Source organism: Mycobacterium sp. 1165178.9 (genome assembly GCF_001673555.1).
Taxonomy (GTDB): domain Bacteria; phylum Actinomycetota; class Actinomycetes; order Mycobacteriales; family Mycobacteriaceae; genus Mycobacterium.
On record NZ_LZMB01000208.1, the window covers coordinates 1 to 17,129 of the forward strand.

The 17,129-nt window shown below is 64.6% G+C and carries 15 protein-coding genes and 1 tRNA gene; 7 read left to right on the top strand and 9 right to left on the bottom strand.

Going from position 1 to position 17,129, the window contains the following annotated elements:
* The 3 genes from A5652_RS09765 to A5652_RS09775 all read right to left on the bottom strand — a co-directional run.
* A partial coding sequence (locus A5652_RS09765; protein WP_232001146.1) for a hypothetical protein occupies positions 1-1,339 on the bottom strand: 1,339 nt, incomplete at its 3' end.
* Positions 1,340-1,446: 107 nt separating this feature from the next.
* On the bottom strand, positions 1,447-2,019 hold the full coding sequence (gene dcd, locus A5652_RS09770; RefSeq protein WP_067349862.1) for a dCTP deaminase: 573 nt from the start codon (positions 2,017-2,019) through the stop codon (positions 1,447-1,449).
* Positions 2,020-2,049: 30 nt separating this feature from the next.
* On the bottom strand, positions 2,050-2,685 hold the full coding sequence (locus A5652_RS09775) for a hypothetical protein (protein ID WP_197513875.1): 636 nt from the start codon (positions 2,683-2,685) through the stop codon (positions 2,050-2,052).
* A 172-nt stretch (positions 2,686-2,857) separates the two neighbouring features.
* Between A5652_RS09775 and A5652_RS09780 the strand changes: the two genes are divergently transcribed.
* A tRNA-Gly gene (locus A5652_RS09780) sits at positions 2,858-2,931 on the top strand.
* 168 nt (positions 2,932-3,099) lie between these two features.
* On the opposite strand, the gene A5652_RS09785 is transcribed toward A5652_RS09780, so the two are convergent.
* Positions 3,100-3,585 (bottom strand): DUF456 domain-containing protein, encoded by a 486-nt coding sequence (locus A5652_RS09785; RefSeq protein ID WP_067349869.1) that lies wholly within the window; start codon positions 3,583-3,585, stop codon positions 3,100-3,102.
* Between A5652_RS09785 and A5652_RS28515 the strand changes: the two genes are divergently transcribed.
* Complete coding sequence (locus A5652_RS28515) at positions 3,584-3,817, top strand: hypothetical protein (protein WP_082983839.1); 234 nt, start codon at positions 3,584-3,586, stop codon at positions 3,815-3,817. The two genes, A5652_RS09785 and A5652_RS28515, sit on opposite strands and share 2 nt — an antisense overlap.
* An 80-nt stretch (positions 3,818-3,897) precedes the next feature.
* Here A5652_RS28515 and A5652_RS09790 read toward each other — a convergent pair whose 3' ends face one another.
* The 3 genes from A5652_RS09790 to A5652_RS09800 form a co-directional block, all read right to left on the bottom strand.
* Positions 3,898-4,764, bottom strand: coding sequence for an alpha/beta fold hydrolase (locus A5652_RS09790; protein ID WP_067349872.1), 867 nt, complete (start codon positions 4,762-4,764; stop codon positions 3,898-3,900).
* Between the two features lie 490 nt (positions 4,765-5,254).
* Positions 5,255-5,722 (bottom strand): glucose-6-phosphate dehydrogenase, encoded by a 468-nt coding sequence (locus A5652_RS09795; protein WP_067349876.1) that lies wholly within the window; start codon positions 5,720-5,722, stop codon positions 5,255-5,257.
* A gap of 258 nt (positions 5,723-5,980) precedes the next feature.
* Positions 5,981-6,541, bottom strand: coding sequence for a TetR/AcrR family transcriptional regulator (locus A5652_RS09800; RefSeq protein WP_067349879.1), 561 nt, complete (start codon positions 6,539-6,541; stop codon positions 5,981-5,983).
* Positions 6,542-6,644: 103 nt separating this feature from the next.
* On the opposite strand from A5652_RS09800, the gene A5652_RS09805 reads away from it, so the two are divergent.
* Together A5652_RS09805 and A5652_RS09810 are read left to right on the top strand one after the other, a co-directional pair.
* Positions 6,645-7,574, top strand: a complete 930-nt coding sequence (locus A5652_RS09805) for an alpha/beta hydrolase (RefSeq protein ID WP_067349893.1) — start codon at positions 6,645-6,647, stop codon at positions 7,572-7,574.
* Between the two features lie 111 nt (positions 7,575-7,685).
* Positions 7,686-8,477 carry an SDR family oxidoreductase gene (locus A5652_RS09810; RefSeq protein WP_067349897.1) on the top strand — a complete coding sequence of 264 codons (792 nt, stop codon included), beginning with the start codon at positions 7,686-7,688 and terminating at the stop codon, positions 8,475-8,477.
* 124 nt (positions 8,478-8,601) lie between these two features.
* Here the strand turns inward: A5652_RS09810 and mtnA are convergent, their stop codons facing one another.
* Together mtnA and A5652_RS09820 are read right to left on the bottom strand one after the other, a co-directional pair.
* The gene (gene mtnA, locus A5652_RS09815; RefSeq protein WP_067349884.1) at positions 8,602-9,582 is read right to left on the bottom strand and encodes an S-methyl-5-thioribose-1-phosphate isomerase; all 981 of its coding nucleotides are present in this window, start codon (positions 9,580-9,582) and stop codon (positions 8,602-8,604) included.
* Positions 9,583-9,629: 47 nt separating this feature from the next.
* Positions 9,630-10,262: a cutinase family protein gene (locus A5652_RS09820; RefSeq protein WP_067349887.1), complete on the bottom strand. Its 633-nt coding sequence runs from the start codon at positions 10,260-10,262 to the stop codon at positions 9,630-9,632.
* A gap of 173 nt (positions 10,263-10,435) precedes the next feature.
* Here A5652_RS09820 and A5652_RS09825 point away from each other — a divergent pair, with 173 nt between their 5' ends.
* The 3 genes from A5652_RS09825 to A5652_RS09835 all read left to right on the top strand — a co-directional run.
* Positions 10,436-11,779, top strand: coding sequence for a lipase family protein (locus tag A5652_RS09825; protein ID WP_067349890.1), 1,344 nt, complete (start codon positions 10,436-10,438; stop codon positions 11,777-11,779).
* Between the two features lie 264 nt (positions 11,780-12,043).
* On the top strand, positions 12,044-15,313 hold the full coding sequence (locus A5652_RS09830) for a patatin-like protein (protein ID WP_082983840.1): 3,270 nt from the start codon (positions 12,044-12,046) through the stop codon (positions 15,311-15,313).
* A gap of 168 nt (positions 15,314-15,481) precedes the next feature.
* The coding region (locus tag A5652_RS09835; protein WP_156745248.1) for a serine/threonine-protein kinase at positions 15,482-17,129 on the top strand (1,648 nt) is incomplete at its 3' end.

Sequence of the window (17,129 nt, forward strand, 5' to 3'; positions counted from 1 at the left end):
CGGCGGCGGTCTCGGCGGCTTCGGTGGTGGTCACGCTCCGGTCCCCGGCGGCGGCTTCCCCGGGCTCGGCGGTGGTCACGCTCCGGCTCCCGGCGGCGGCTTCCCCGGGTTCGGCGGTGGTCACGCTCCCGCTCCCGGCGGCGGCGGCGGTCTTGGCGGCTTCGGCGGTGGCGGCGGCGGTCACAGCGGTGGTGGCTTCGGCGGCGGTGGCGGCTTTGGCGGCGGCCACGGCGGCGGGCGGGCTGATCCTCGCCAGCGGTTCGGACGCCTGCACCGGCGCCGGGGCCGGCGCCTGCTCGGGGACGATCAGGTGCTGACCAGGGGTGGGCTGCAAGGCAACGGTTCCCGTCGTGCGGATGCCGATCGCCAACGCGATTTCGAGCGCCAGCACCGCGCTGATCCCAACCACCGCCAGACCGCTACCGACGAGCAGTGCCGGCCGCCGCTTCGGCTGGCTTTCTTCGGGGAGGAAAAGCTTCTCGATCACGACGGTCGGCGATTCGGCGTCGTCGTCCCCCACCGCGCTGTAGGCGAGCTCGTCGTCGCCGGATTGCCGCCCGAACGGGACATAGAGGTACTCGGGAAGGGAGTACTGGTCGACGGCTCCCGTACCGGGGTCTTGCGCGTAGGCCAGTGCGGCGGTGGACGAGGCGAACAGAGGCGCGTTCGCGGCCGCCAGTGCCGCGCCGCGGGCCAGCGCCGTCTCCGGCTCCTCGGCCACACTCACGTCGAGGGACGTCGCCGACTGCAACATCGGCTTCAGCGGAGCGACGTCGACGCCCGAGCCGACCAGGAACAGGCCGCCCGGTAGGAGTTCCAGCTTCTCCATCCCAGCGACCATCGCACTGAGTTGCTCGCCGGCATCGCCGTAGGATTCGGCGTCGAGCTGTTGTTTGTAGACGTCCGGGATCGAACCGTCGGCGGTCTCGACCACCGCCAGGGTCGCGGTGTCGGGCTCCACCAGCAGTACGGCAGTGCGCTCGTAACCCATTGCTCCGCCGAGGTTTTGCGCCAGCGCCGCGGCGGCCAAAAAGGCGGAGACCAGCATCACGTTGTCGATCCGGTGAGCGGTCAGCGCGTCGCGCAGCGCCGCGGCTTCGAGTTGATCCGTCCATGTCACGCCGATGGACGACAGCTCGAGGCCGGCATCGACCGCACCTTCGCGGGTGCCGAGGATGGCGGAAATCACCTGATCGGGCCCGGTCGTCGCGGCCGCATCCGCAACGTCGGTGACGTCGAACGTGTCCTCTTCCACCGTGACGCCGTCGGCGTATTCGCCTTCCAGGACGACCATTTGGATCGATGACGGTGCCATCGACACCCCGAGAACGATATCCAATACAAACCCCTCCAAAGGTATTGCGCGGCGAACCACGGCCAAGCGGAGGAAAAAACCATGGCTAACTAAGTATCGCGCAGATGCGGAGCGTGAGAGCCCCGTAGAACCTATGTAGTCCTTATGAAGTTCTGATAGGAGCGCGACGGGGTAGGTCCTCGCTGGCCCTGATACTTCGAACCTACTTGTGTACTGCCGTAAGGGTGTTCGGCGGGACTGGTCAACCGCAGGATGCAGAGTTGACCGATCTTCATGCCCGGCCACAGGGTGATCGGCAGGTTGGCGACGTTGGACAGCTCCAGCGTGATGTGGCCACTGAAGCCGGGGTCGATGAACCCGGCGGTCGAGTGCGTGAGGAGGCCGAGACGGCCCAGCGACGACTTGCCCTCCAGGCGACCGGCGAGGTCGTCGGGCAGGGTGATGAGTTCCAGCGTCGAGCCGAGCACGAACTCCCCGGGATGCAACACGAACGGCTCCCCGGGGGCGGGTTCGACCAAACTGGTCAGCTCGTCCTGCTGCCTGGCCGGGTCGATGTGGGTGTAGCGGGTGTTGTTGAACACCCGGAACATGGTGTCGAGCCGCACGTCGATGCTGGACGGCTGCACCAGGCTGTCTTCGAGGGGCTCGACGCCCAACCGGCCGGCGGTGATTTCGGCCCTGAGGTCGCGATCGGAGAGCAGCACGCGACGAGCCTAGCTTCTCCCCGATTGCGCTCAGCGGAGATAGACCTCGCTGCCGGTGGGATATCCACCGCCGGTCGTCGTGACGTGCACGTGGTCGTAGTGGCCGAGCCGGCTCGGCTGCGCTCCGGTGGGCGTGTAGTAGACGCCCCGCCAGATCGCATCCTGGATGCCGAACCGGTTGGCGTTCTGCAGCACGTAGGCGACGATCGCATTGCCCAGCGCGATACCGTCGGCCGATTCCGGGTTCGGAATCATCACGTCGATCGCCAGGCCGAGGGGGTGCCACGGCAACGGATCCGGGCGCACTCCCCCCATCTCGTGGATCTGCGGAAATTCCGCGGTGATGTTGCGCGCTGTCAAGATCGTCCGGATTTGCAGTCCCCGTTCCGGGGCGACGTCGGCGGTCAGGAACCGGGCCCGGGTGTGATAGCGCGACGCCGCGGTCGGCTCGCCGTCAGCGGCTTCTTTAATGAGCCGATTCGATGCCGCGGTGACAATTTGTACGCAGCAGGGGGCGTCGTCGTTGATAACGGGCTTTGCCTCGGTGTGGGGCGCGAATGGGTGGACGTCCGCCGACACCGCGAAGAACACGGCCGCGGGGGCGAGCACCGCTGCCAGGGCCACTGACGGTTTTCGCCGCTTCCTGGCTAATCGGTGTCGACCCACCCCGAGCACATTACGGTGCGATAACAAAATAATAAATATGAGTATGTGAATTTGTGAAAGGAATAACTCCGTTTGGGCGCGATGGCGCATAGCGGGGCGCGGCGGTACCCGTCGATGAGCCGTCCTGACCTCGACGGCTGCCATCGGGTGCTAGCCTTCCTTGGCGAGAAGTGCCGATGTAGTTCAATGGCAGAACATCAGCTTCCCAAGCTGAATACGCGGGTTCGATTCCCGTCATCGGCTCCACGAAAAGAGCAGTTCAGCCCTATTAACCCGTACCCCATCAGATTCGCGAGAGGGCGTCTTGACCGTCGCATACGCGCCGCCCATCGAATAGACCGTCAGCGGCTCGGTCGCCGAGGAGAGCACGAAGTCTTGGGAAACCATGCGAGGTTCAACGCTCTCAGCGAGGCGCTACTGGGTTAGGTACACCCCGGACACCCACGCGGCGGTGGCGAGCAGCGCGGCAGCCAACTCGACACCCACCGACAACGCGACACCTTTCACGGCGTGCTTCGTCGAGGTCCATGCCAGCCGCTGGTCTCCGCGGGCGGCCAGCTCCGCCACGTAGACACCCAGCACGAAGCCGATCACCAGGCCGATCACCGGGATTACGAAGAAACCAATGATGCCCACAATTGCGCCCGCTGCCAGACTCAGCGTGCGCACGTCGGCGGCCCGCATCCGCTTCACGGGCCAGGTGTATTTGATCAATGTCGCCACACCGAGCAGCGCGGCCACCAAGCCGAGTGTCACCCACGCGGTGATGTTGTTCTCGACGACGGCCCACACCACGATCGCGACGAACGCCAGCAGCGTGCCCGGCAATAGCGGCACCACGATGCCAACAATTCCGACGGCGATCGCGAGTGCTACGAGGACGATGCCGGCAGCACTCATGTTCTCAACGTATCTCGGGTGGCCGCTGCTAGGGATCATCCCTACGGGCCCATGCCCCCACGGGGAGGTGCGCCTTTATCCCGAAGGGCACTTCGACATCTACGTCGGCGAGCCGTTCGAGCGCGTCGTCACCGACCAGATCGCCTTCCGCGAGTCAAGCATCCGCCGGGCAATCGAACTCGCGTCCAGCACCGGATGGCATGACGATCAAGCACATTCGCGCCACCGATAACAGTCGGTGAGGTGGACGGGAACTCGGAGCCTTTTCGCCGCGGGAGATGACCTGTCTGCTATGTACCCGATCAGGCCCGATCAGCACCGGAACGCCAGGTTCGGCTGGTGCGACGTGGAGGCGATGAAGTCCTCGACAATGTTCGCCACCGCCGTCGGCGCCTCGGCGTGCGGGAAGTGCCCGACACCTTCGAGCACCTCGAGGCGGCTACCCGTCAGCGCGTCATGAGCGGCGTACGCGTGCGAGACGGGAATGATCCGGTCGCGATCTCCCCAGATCAGCAGGGTGGGTACATCGGCCGTGAGGTGAAGCTTGTTCAGCGCACTGACGGCCTGACCGCGGTGGTCCACCACCGAGCGCAAGGTCCGCAAGAACGCCTGGCGGGCAGCTGGATCCGACAGCGAGGAGTACGACTGCCACATCTGACCGGCGCGCGGGGCCTGGATCCCGGCCGAGGTCAGCCACGAACGCAGCTTGTTGCCGAGGTTCAGTACCGGTTGCGGTGCGACTACCGGAAGCACGAACTCGGCACCGGGCGCCGACAGGACCCGTAGCAGCGGACTGAGGTCGGGGCCCAGACCGCCACTGCCGATCAGCACTAGGCGCTCGCAGTAATCCCGGTGTTGGTACGCGAACTGCATCGCGATGCCGCCTCCAAGGGACTGCCCGATCACCGTCGCCCGGTGTACCCCAAGCTCATCGAGCAGATCGCGCAGCCAAACCGCGAAGGCGCCCAGCGAGTAGTCGCCACGCGGTTTCGCGGACTCGCCGTGGCCCAGTAGGTCCGGCGCGATGACGCGGTATTTCTTGGACAACTGCGGAATGATCGCCTGCCAGGTGGCCGAACTGCCGGCCATCCCGTGAATCAGCAGGAGGGCGGGGCCCCGGCCCACGTCCCGGTAGGCGATCCGGTCGCCGTGCAGTTCGACGTAGGTCAACTCGCTCATACACCGAACTTACGCCGCCGTAGGTTACCGGCGAGTAATTTGTGGCTGGACTCACTTCAGCGACAGCAGCCGATATGACTCAATCGAGTGATGGGCGATCGCTTGCGGACCGTCATTCTGCATGGGCCGATCTCGACCTGAGCAAAATAGTCAAGTTAGGTCCGCTGCCTGAGCGTTGACGACTCGCCTTGTCCGTCTCATCTGCACAGGTCCGTCCTTGGACATATGCATGGACGGGATGCCGCGGAAGTTGGACCGCTTCCAGATGCCTTCGAGCCGGTCGACGTCGATCTTGGTTGACGACGATAGCTAGTGACCGGCTTGAGCTGCACCTCGCTCGATGCGGCGCCGTCTGGCAGCGCTGGTCGTCGTGCTGGCGGCGCTGTCGTCGCCGACCGGTGCCGGCCCAGGTTTCACTAATTCACGTTGGCCGACGACACCGACCAGTGTCTGCAGATCCAAAAGGCGGACCACCTCGACGAAGAGATAGCTACGAGGGCAGATCCACCCGCAGCGCCAAGTGCTCATCGAGTATCTGGCGCAGCGCGGCGTCCATCGGATGAGCGGATGCGAGGTCGCGGCCGAACCGGCTGTCCACTACGACTACCGCGCCGTCACGCAGTTCGGCGGTCTCGACCTGATCAACGAACGGATCGAACAACGCGCGAGGCGTGGCCAGGTAATACAGTGCCCGGCGCGACTCGCTCAACCGGGCGGCATACATCAGTCCGTATTGGGTGATCACGAATGTTTCCGAGGTAATCGTGGCTTTCGGGATCTCGGCTTTGCCCCAAGCCATTGCGGCGCGCCGGGCCTGTGCCAAACGATCCGGAACGTCGTCAGTCAGCGTGAGCCACCGTTCGACGAGTCCTCCACCCGTTCGGCGATATGTGTCCGCGGCGGGTCTGAAGTACCGCTGGAAGATCTCGCCGAAAAAGTCGTACAGTTGCTCGCTCATCGCGCCTCCCCAGGTTTCGGACGCACACTTGAGGTGTGCGCCCGAACTGTCACCTGAGCACCGCTTTGGCTAGGGCGGCTCGGCGCAAGCCCCCGGATCGTTTCACTCATGTGGCCGCTTGTGGCCGAAGTGGACGTCCGGGCACTTCTCCCGACACTCCGCGCCTACTCTCGTCGTCGATCACACCGACGACCCGATCGTCATGCCCGCAAAGGGCCGGTACGTCGCCGAGAACAGACGGCACGTCAACTTCCCTGCTCAGGACGGGTACGGCTGGTTCACAGTCCAGCGTGAAGCCAGGACGTCGCAAATGGTGCGTTGCTCGATCTCATTCAGGTCGTGCATCAGGAGTCCTTCGACGGTGAAGATGCCGATCATCACTTCGGCTTCCACAGTCGACGTTGAGACTCCCGCAGTCTCCAATTCGTAACGGAACATACTGCCGGTGATCAGATGGAAGTTGCGATGCCACTCGGCGATGGCGGCCGAATGTTCGATGCGGGCGTGCACCGTCGTCACTAGCCGGCTCATCTGTTGTAACTGGCGAACCACCCACAGCACTCGAGCGGGGATCGGTTCGGTCGCCACTTGTTGGTACTGCGGCCAGATGTCGGCCATGACGGAGTCGAGCACAGCGATGAGAACGTCGTCCTTATCGCCGAAGTACCAGTAGATGGTGTTCGGTGCCACCCCGGCTTCCTTCGCGAGGCGACTCATCGGGGTGGCGTCGTAGCCAGTATCGATAAATAGCCGTCGTGCTGCCGCGACGATTTCTGCACGTTTCTCTTCGGCGGCCTGTGGACGCTTGTTCCGTGCCATCGCTCCCTCTGCATCGACTAGATCACACTATGTTGAACGACATTCAAGAACTTGGTAGCTTTTTGTTGAATGGCATTCAAGATACCCGATGGAGACCACGACGATGAACCAACCACTCAGCTACGTTCGACACGACGTCACCTTCACGTCCGAGGGCGCAACTTGTGCGGCGTGGCTCTACCGGCCCGAAGGCGTCGAGAATCCACCCATCGTCGTCCTAGCTCACGGGTTCGCCGCCTTCCGCGAACTGCGCCTGGACGCCTACGCCGCACGATTCGCCCAGGCAGGCTACGCCGCCCTGGTATTCGACTACCGGCACTGGGGTGCCAGCCAAGGACAGCCCCGCCGCATCCTTGACATCGCCAAACAGCACGCTGACTGGCGGGCCGCCATCGCCTACGCCCGCAGCCTGAACAACGTCGACACCACCCGGGTGGTGGCCTGGGGTTCCTCCTTCGGCGGTGGCCACGTTCTCAACCTGGCCGCCCGCGACCACGACCTCGCAGCCGCCATCGTCCAGGTGCCCCACGTCACCGGACCCGCATCCGCGTTCTCTCAATCCCCTAAATTGGTCGCACGCCTCATCGCCGCAGCATTGCGCGATCAGGTCGGCGCATGGCTCGGGCGGGAACCGTACCGAGTGAAGGGCGTCGGCAGGCCCGGTGAGGTCGCCATGATGACCTCCCCCGGCGCCTATGAACTAGTCGAGGAGATGGCCGGGGGCGAAGCGGCCGAGCACAAGCGCGAGCAACTTCTCGCCGAAAACGACGTCGCCGCCCGTATCGCCCTGCGCGTGCCGCTGTACTCACCGGGACGCAAGGTCGCAAACATCACCGCGCCGACCCTTGTGCAGCTCGCCAAGCGTGACGACGTCACTCCCTACGCCAAAGCCAAGAAGATCGTGGCCCGCATCCCCCACGGTGAAGTCCGCTCCTATGACTGCTCGCACTTCGAGCCGTACCTGGACCCGCACTTCGACGGGATCGTGACCGACCAGATCGACTTCCTCAATCGCCACGTCCCACTGGGTTGACCCCAACGCCAGGCGGCCTCCACCCCGCAGACCCCCTCGCAGCGCACTACACGCCCGCCCCCGATCCGTCGGCCATGGTGGCCGACGCCTACCAGAATGGAACACCGATCCATGAACACGACCCGACGTGGCGCCCTGATCACGGGGGCATCTGCCGGCATCGGAGCGGCCTTCGCTCGCCACCTCGCGACCGAGGGCTACGACGTGCTGCTTGTCGCCCGACGCGCCGAGCGCCTCGAAGAACTCGCCACCCAAATACACCAACAACACGGCGTGCGCGCCGAAGTGTTCGCCGCCGACCTCACCGACCCCGCTACCCCCGCTGCGATCATCAGCCGCGCAACCGAATTGGGTCTATCCATCGACGTGCTTATCAATAACGCAGGACTCTCGGCCAGCACCAAATTCTCCGACACCCCATGGGACTCGGTCGCAGGGGAACTTCAACTGATGGTCACTGCAGTGACCGAGCTGATTCACCGAGCCATCCCCGGCATGAAGCAGCGAGGTTGGGGACGCATCATCAACCTGTCCTCACTGGCCGCGCTGTCGCCGCCGGGAGAAGGATTGCTGTACACGGGCATCAAGTCCTACGTACTGAACATGTCCCAGTCCCTCGACATGGAACTCAAACCCCACGGCATCCATGTCACCGCGCTCTGCCCTGGCTTCACCCACAGCGAGTTCCACGACGTGATGGGCACCCGCGATGCTGCCGACCGACTGCCGAGCTTTATGTGGCAACAGCCTGAACCCGTTGTCCGTGCGGGATGGGCCGCCGTGACCAACGGCAAGCCCGTCTGCATACCGGGCACCGTCAATAAACTCACCGCCGCCGCCATACGCCCGGTCCCACAGCGCATTCAGTACTTCCTGGGCCGTACCTTGAATCCCTTTAAATAAACCAACTTCAGGTTTGCGGCCCCACGTGGCAACGATTATGGGCCTCTGTAGAGAAACGAAGGATCTTCAAAAGCACGCTCGCCGCCTAGACGGAGGGATCCGCGCGTCGGGTACGTGCGCACCCTTAGTGCCAGACATCCTGGGGCCGGTAGCGGCCGTGCTCGGTGACGACGGCGGTGATGAGCCCGGCCGGGGTCACGTCGAAGGCCGGGTTGAAAACCTCGGCGTCGGGCGGGGTGATCGTGGTGCCGCTGAAAGTCCTGAGTTCGTCGGGCGCGCGTTCCTCGATGGCGATCTCGGCGCCGGTGGCGAGCGCCCTGTCGACCGTGGACGAAGGCGCGACCACGACGAGCGGCACGTTGTGATGATGCGCCGCGATCGCCAGGCCGTAGGTGCCGATCTTGTTGGCGACGTCGCCGTTAACGGCGATCCGGTCGGCGCCGACGAGCACGCAGTCGACGAGGCCGCGTGCCATCGCCGCCGCCGCGGCGCCGTCCGGCTGCACCCGGTAGGGCACGCCCGCCTGCGCCAGCTCCCATGCCGTGAGCCGGGCACCCTGCAGCAACGGACGTGTCTCGTCGACCAGCACCGACTCCACCAGTCCGCGCTCGTGCAGGTGCCAGACGACGCCGAGCGCACTGCCCCAAGCCACGGTGGCAAGGTGACCGGCGTTGCAGTGGCTGAGCAGCCGCAGCGGGCGGCGAGCACACAGCGCGAGCACGACCTCGGCGGCGTGGTCGGATGCGGCGCGGTTGAGGCGTTCGTCCTCGTCGAGGATTTCCAGCGCTTCGGCGAGCACGGCTTCTGCGCCCTCATCGAGTTTCTCGAGCGCGCGCGCGACCCCCCAGCTGAGGTTGACAGCAGTCGGTCGTGCCTTCGCGACCCGTTCGGCCGCGGCCGAGACGTCGCCTCCTTCGCGGACGGCGAGCACAACGCCGAGCGCCCCCGCCGCGCCGAGCGCCGGAGCGCCGCGCACGGCCAGGCGGCGGATCGCGTCGATCAGCTCATCGACGGTGCGCAGACTCAGCACGCGGTAATCGGTCGGCAACGCGGTCTGGTCGATAATCGTGACCGCGTCGCCGTCCCAGTCGATGGTCCTGCGCACGAGCCGAATCTAGCCCTGGTCGGCGCAAGCGCAGCGCACCCTCGCGCCTAGAGCTTGCCGGCGACGAAGCTAGCGGCCTGATCCACCAGCCCGGAGTCGATGTATGAGGGCTGCAGATGCGACGGCCAATTCCTGCCTCTCCCGCAGATGGGGTCGCCGGCCGCGCACTGCTCGATCGTCTTACCGGCGAAGGCGGGGCCCACCCCGGTGCCATTACCGAACACCGCGACGGCCGCTACGTGCTGATCCACACCCGGAGGCAGCCCGCCGTAGCTCACCCGGTCGACGACCTCCGCACCCAACGAATAGCCGCCGAGCACCTGGCGGGTGTTCGGGCAATTTTTGGCCATAAATTGGGCGTGGCCGCTCATATCGTTAGCGCCGCTGATGGTGGTTATGTTGGCGGGGTAGTTGACCCCATAGGCGCCGACCGACATGCGCGTCTTGCCGCGCAGCGAATTGACCAGCGCGTCGCCGACCGCGCCCAAACCTGGTGGTTCCTCCCGGCCGCGAGCGAAGGAAACTTCGACACCGGGGCAATCCGCCGATGCCTGCGGAATCAGCGGCGCTATCGGAAACGGCATCGCTGCCGGCGCGACCACCGATGCCGCGGCGAGCAGGGCGGCGACCGTCAGGCTGACGACACGATGCAAGCCCGGTGTCATCGCGACAAGCCTCATGACGCGATATTACGGATTTACTGACAGTGCGTTGACCGATTCGGTGCTCGGTGTGGAAGGCCCGAAGAATCGATGACTGAGCAAATAGGTTGAAACCCGGTACCGCGGGTAATGCACAACTTGGGCGCGTGAGCGCGCCCCGTTTGTGATACGCCTAGGGGGTCGCCACACCAATGGATAGCCATTCCGCCACGCCGGTGAAAGCCGCAAGCCCGCCACACGATGAGCTTCGACGCGGCGAAAGTCCGATCTCACCCGACGACGACCCCTTCTACCAGGCACCTCAGGATTTCGAGGATGCGGAACCGGGTACGGTGTTGCGCTCGCGCGACGTGGAGATCGGATTTCTTGGTCTGATCAGCCAACGAGTAAGAGCCGTGCAGTTGCTGTACCGCACCACGAATCTGCACGAAGAACCGGAGGTCGCCGTCACGACTGTATTTGTCCCGGCGCAGCGCGCGTCAGACGTCGCTTATCCGGTGCTCTCGTATCAATGCGCGATTGACGCCGTAGCGTCGCGCTGTTTCCCCTCGTTCGCCATGCGGCGCGGCGCGAGACCGATCGGTGCGTTCGTCCAAGCGGAGTATTTGTTGGTGACCGCCGCACTCGCCGAAGGCTGGGCGGTTTGCGTACCGGATCACGAAGGCTGCCACGGCATGTGGGGTGCTCCGGTCGAGCCGGGCTACCGGATTCTGGACGGGCTGCGGGCCGCGATGCGGTGCGAGCGCTTGGAATTGTCACCGTCTGCACCGGTGGGTCTGTGGGGATATTCAGGAGGAGGACTGGCGTCGGCGTGGGCGGCCGAACTGTGTGAGCGGTACGCACCGGAGCTCAATATCGTTGGCGCCGTTCTCGGTTCGCCCGTCGGCGACCCGGGCAGTGTGGCGCGCCGCCTCAATGGCAGCTTCTTCGCCGGCCTCGCCGCGCTGATGATCTCCGCATTGACGCAAGTCTTCCCCGGCGCGCAGAGGGTCGTCGATGAGCACGCGACCGACGAGGGCAAGGCGTTGCTCGACGAGTTGCAAACGATGACGACGGCCCAGGCTGTGTGGCGGTTCCGCAACGTCGACATCGGGTCCTACGTCGACATGACAGCCGACGAGCTGTGGGAAGTAGCCGAAGTCCGCCACATCTTCGATGAGACCAAGCTCGGCAAGTCCAGGCCCAAACCTGCGGTGCTGGTCGTGCAGGCGGTGCACGACGGAATCATCAGCGTCGATGATGTCGACGCACTGGTGGCTCAATATGAACGCCTCGGCGCCGCGGTCACCTATCATCGCGACCGGTTCTGTGGGCACCTGCTGTTGCATCCACTCTCGGCGCCCATGACGCTGAGGTGGCTGCGCGATCGATTCGCCGATCGGCCGGTCGACGAACACAAAACCCGCACGGTGTGGCCGACGTTGTTCAACCCGTCCACATACTTGGGCATGGCCAAGTTGGGCGTCATCACTGCGAAGGTCGTCCTCGGGCGCTCCGTCGAACGCCAGCCGCTGTCGACGACGGATGCCCGCTAACTCCTCACCTCCCGGCGGCAAAATTTTGAGTGGCGTCCGCTGCCATCGAGCGGCTCCCGCGAGTCGACGGGATAAGCGCTCGCGGCGGTAACGATCGCTTTGTAGCACACATCCGCGATGACACTTCGTCATTGGCAGCTGCATCGCATCATTACCGAAAGCGACCTGCTACATCCGCAATTCACCGTCAGAAACGTGTCCTTGCGGTGACAATGGCCGAGGGTTTTGCACGCTAAAGCCGACCAGGCGCAACCGGGGTGAGCAATGACATTCGAGCGACCGTCGAAGAAGGTTTCGGAGTCGACGCAGGAACTCCGACTCGCCACGACCATGACTGGCGGGGTCAGCCTCGCAATCTGGATGGCCGGCGTTGCGCGCGAAATCAACTTGCTCGCCCAGGCGTCACAGTGGCGAAGGGTGGTAACCGCCTGCGAGGAGAAGGGGGAAGGCTGCGAGCCCCCGAGTACCTGTGGGCTCAGCCCCGAGGCCGTAGCTTCCCTCAAGCTCTACGCCCACCTGCTGAACCTGCTCGACGTAGTTGTCGATGTCGACATTTTGTCGGGCACCAGTGCGGGCGGCATCAACGCGGCGCTGCTGGCTTCGTCGAGGGTGACCGGAAAGGACCTGGGTAAGCTGCGCGAGCTCTGGTTAGATCTGGGCTCGCTCCTCAGCCTGCTTCGAGACCCACAAGACGACAGCGCGCCGTCCCTGCTGTACGGCGACGAACGCTTGTTCCGTGCATTAGTGAAAGAGATCCCCCACCTCGCTACCGGACCGTTCCCTCCGAGCAAATTCCCGAGCAGCCTTCGCAAACCCGTCACGACCGTGTACATCACGACGACGCTGCTGAGCGGTGAGACGAGCAGGTTCACCGATTCCTTCGGCACCATTGTTCAGGACGTCGATCGGCGCGGCCTGTTCACGTTCACTGAACAAGAATTGGCCGCACCCGGCACCACCCTCGAGGCGCTGGCACTCGCCGCACGCAGCTCAGCGTCTTTTCCCGCCGCCTTCGAGCCGTCGTTCCTCCCCTTCGGGGAGCCGATCCCCGAAAGGGGCGGGGTACCGATGCGACCAGATCTGCAACCGTTCACAAACATCACCCGTGCGCACTGGGCCGCCGACGGCGGCCTGCTCGACAATCAACCCATCGGCGTGCTGCTCAAGCGCGTCTTCGACCAGCCCGCCAGCCGGCCGGTCCGCCGGGTGCTGCTCTTCGTCGTTCCATCATCGGGACCGGCGCCCGACCTAGTTGCCCAAGGTCTACCCGACGACATAGACCAACCGCTGGGTCTGCTAGAGGGACTCCTGAAGGATCTTGCTGCGATGACGACCCAGTCCATCGCCGCCGATCTGCGGGCCATCCGCGAGCACCAAGACCGAATGCGGGCCCGGACCGACTCCAGACTCCGACTCGCCGAGTTTGCAACGCGACTGCTCGAACGCGACGACCCAAATGACCGACGCGCCAGCCGTTCCCGGCTGTTGACTCAGCCATTGCTGACCGACTATGCGCATCGCGAAGCGACCACACAAGCCGAACCCCTCGTCGATGCTCTGCTGCGCCAACTCAGTACCTGGGCGCCCGCATCGAGCAGCGCGAGCGACAAGATGCCCGAGCGGTGGGAAGCCGAACTTGCCATCGGCGGCCACGGCGAAGAACTCTGCCGACAACGCATCACCGACACGATCCTGCAAAACCGGTCTCGGCCGCCCGACTACCCACTACCCGACACGACCGAGGAGCTCGCCAGATACGGGCGACCCGCATACAACCTCGCCAAAGCGTGTGCGCTGAGCATTCTTCAGGCGGCGTACCAGCTGGCCACCTCGGACGCCGACCTCGCTGCCTTGGCGGGCATCACCGCCGTCATCCACCAGCGTCCGCAATCGACCGATGGCGCTTCGGAACCGCCGCCGCCCGTCAATGACGTTGAGTTGGTCCGTTCGATCTGCCACGACCCGGGCATACGTGCCGACCCGCTTGCCGAAGCGGCCGAAAGGATTGCCAGCGAGTATCTTGACCGATCTGGAATATCGAAGGACGACTGGGAGCGCCTCGGCGGCGTGTTCGTCGACGACAACCTGACCCTGTTGCAAGGGCTCGCCTGCCCTCCTCCGCCGACCTCCAGCTCCCAGCAGAATTCGCGGCGTTGCCGCGATGACGTGTCAGCCCGCCAGCTGACGACCTACCTCAACTACCTCGCTGACGCCACGGATTCGCACGGTGTCGCACTCAAGCTCTTTGATCTGGCGGTGACACAGCGCGCGATGCTGCCCGCTTCGGCCGATATCGAACAGTCCCTCGAACTCGTCCAAGTCAGCGCTGACACCCGCAGTCTGCACGCCCCTGGATTCCGCACGGCGCAGCACAAACTAACCGGCATGCAGTTACATCACTTCGGCGCCTTCTACAAGCGGTCCTGGCGCGCTAATGACTGGATGTGGGGCAGGCTCGACGGAGCAGGATGGCTGGTTCACGTATTGCTCGATCCTCGCCGTGTGCAGCAGATCGTGTCCGCGCGCGGCACCCAACCTGACGATGGTGCCAACATGGCTCAGAACGGAGTCGATTGGTTCGTAGGTGAACTGAGATCGATTGGAGCGCCTGAGTTCCCAAACGGTGGCTTCCCTCTCACCACAGGCGACGAGGGTTCCGACGAATGCTTGACCGAAGACACGGTGAGACAGGAACTGGCCTTCCTTGACGATCCCGACGCCACGATTCCTGACAGCATCCCCAAGACCTCCCTCTGGCTTGCCCACGTTTGGCAACAGCGCATCCTCGACGAAGAACTCGACGGGCTCGCGACCGCGGTCACCGAGCCAGAATCGAAGAAAACGCCGAGCTGGAGCCCAGAAACGTCTCTTGTCTGGGCCGAGAATGTCAAACGAGCCGCACCCGGACCCAGCAAGTACGCGTGGTTGAACACCAATCCCGTCGCCGAGGAAACCTTCGCCAGCGACCAGGGTTCACCTCTGATGGCACAGACCCTGACCAAAGCGGCGGCGACCGCAGCTGCGGCCGGCGGCTCGGTCCGGCAGCTGCCCAGCGTGCTGAAGCCGCTGGCAACGATGTTGCGGACCCTGACACTCGCCGGATATCGGATGGTGACTTTGAGCAGGGGTGCTCCCAAGTGGTCAATTCGCGTTGGGGCAGCGCTACTCGTCCTTGGTGTGGCCGCCGCGGTTCAGAACACCACAGTGGTGGGCCTCACGGGTCTGGTAATCGCCCTTGTCGGCGCCTATCTCGTGGCACTGGGCAGTTGGCAATCTTCCGGCGATCCCACCGACCCGGCGCGCCGGAAACGTTTCAGGCGCTTGCTCGTAGCCATTTTCTCGATAACGGTTATCGCAGCGCTCCTTTCGCTCGCTACGCCGGCCGTCCGCGATGTCTTATTCGGTGACGCGAAGACCCCAGGTTTCCTCGGCTCCCACCTTTACTGGCTGGGGACTCAATGGTGGCGCCCATTCATCGTGATATTGGCGATCGCCGTCCTGGTCGGTGTTGGGAGGTGGACGCGACGGCGCTAGTGCCCCTACCCGAACGGCGCCCTTCAGGTAAAACGCTTTGGCCTTGACACCTCAACGCTGGTAGCTTTCGCTGCCTTTCAAGATCGTCGCCTGAACCGCCCGGACGACGAGCGGATGTTCGCTACGCTTGACCCGATTCGTTAATCCCTTGGAAGTTGAGGCCAGGTAATGGCTGAAAGACCCAAGACTAGCGCCCCGGCGTCGGGACGGCGCGAGGTCGTGGCGGAGTTAGCCGCTGCCGGATTCGACAACGCGCGCCAGATCGCTCGCGGCGCCTCCGGAGTCGTGTATTGCTGTCGCGAGACCGCGCTGGGGCGCAATGTTGCGATCAAGGTGCTACCACCATTCAGCGACGACGCGGGCCGCGAACGTTTTCTCCGTGAGGGCTACGCGATGGGCGGACTCTCCGGGCATCCGAACATCGTCAATATCCTGCGGGTCGGCGTCACCCCGGAGGGCCGTCCCTACATCGTCATGTCGTACTGCCCCGCGGGTTCGCTGGGTCTACGGGTGCAGCGAGAGGGACCCATCGCCTGGCCGGAAGCCGTGCGGATCGGTGTGAAGTTGTGCGGAGCGCTGGAAACCGCACACTTGAGCGGCACCCTGCACCGCGATATCAAGCCGGCGAACGTCCTCGTCAACGACTACGGCGAACCACAGTTGACCGATTTCGGGACCGCCCACGTCCCCGGTGGTTACGAGACGGCGGCCGGATTGTTCTCCGGCACAATCGATTACCTGGCACCCGAGATAATGACCGGCGAGCCCGCGACCGTCAGCAGCGACGTTTACTCTCTGGGCGCCACGATCTATGCGCTCATCGCCGGTAATGCCGCCTACGAGCGCCGCGGCAACGAAGACCTTCTCGCCCACTACACGCGGATCAACACCACCCGGATTCCGGACTTGCGTCATAACGGAATCCCGGACGCGGTGTGCTCGGCGATCGAGATGGCGATGTCACCCGACTCGGATGAACGTCCAGCGTCAGCGGCGGACTTCGGTCGCGGATTACAGGAGACTCAGCGCCGCAACGGCCTCAAGCCCGATGCGATGGCCATCACTGCCTCCGCCGGTTCGGGACGCACGGTGGGCGCCTCGGCGGGTCTGTCGGAGACGCGGACCCTATCACCGGCCGGACGTGCCGATAAAACGGGCGCGTCTACCCAAAGGCCGCCAAGGATCGCCAAGCCCGGCCCACGCAGTGCCGACTCGGAAAACGCCACCTCTCTGATCAATCCGCTGAAAGGCCGCGGGAATACGCCGTCGCCGCCACGGCCCCCGGGTCCACAACACCCCGGTCCTCGCAGCCCATTTGCAGACACGCGCGGACCAACTTCGGCCACGCCGAACACATCTGAGCCGACCCAGGCGATTGCCGAAGCCACGAGCATGACCCAGGCGATCGCCCCGTCGACGGAACCACCGGCTACCGCGCGCCGCGGGCTGGCCGCCGGGGCGGTTGCGTGGATGGGCTCGTCGAAGAAGAAGCGCAACCGCCTAACGGCCCCACTGATCGCCGTGGGAATCGTGGTGGCGGTGCTGGTGCTGGGCATCGGTATCTACGTGTTGCTTACACACGGCAACAAGCATCACAGCTCGTCCCCGAATCAACCGGGCGGCCAACCGGCGCAATGGCGGCCGATCACAAATGCCCGCATCGCGCGCCAAGCGGCGGCCACCACGCAAGCCGACGGCACCATCTGGATCTTCGGCGGAATGGGCAGCAACCGCGCACTCGTCCCGAACCACGAGGGCTATGACCCGGTCATCGACAGCTGGAAAAGCGGTGACGACCTACCTGTTCCGGTTCAAC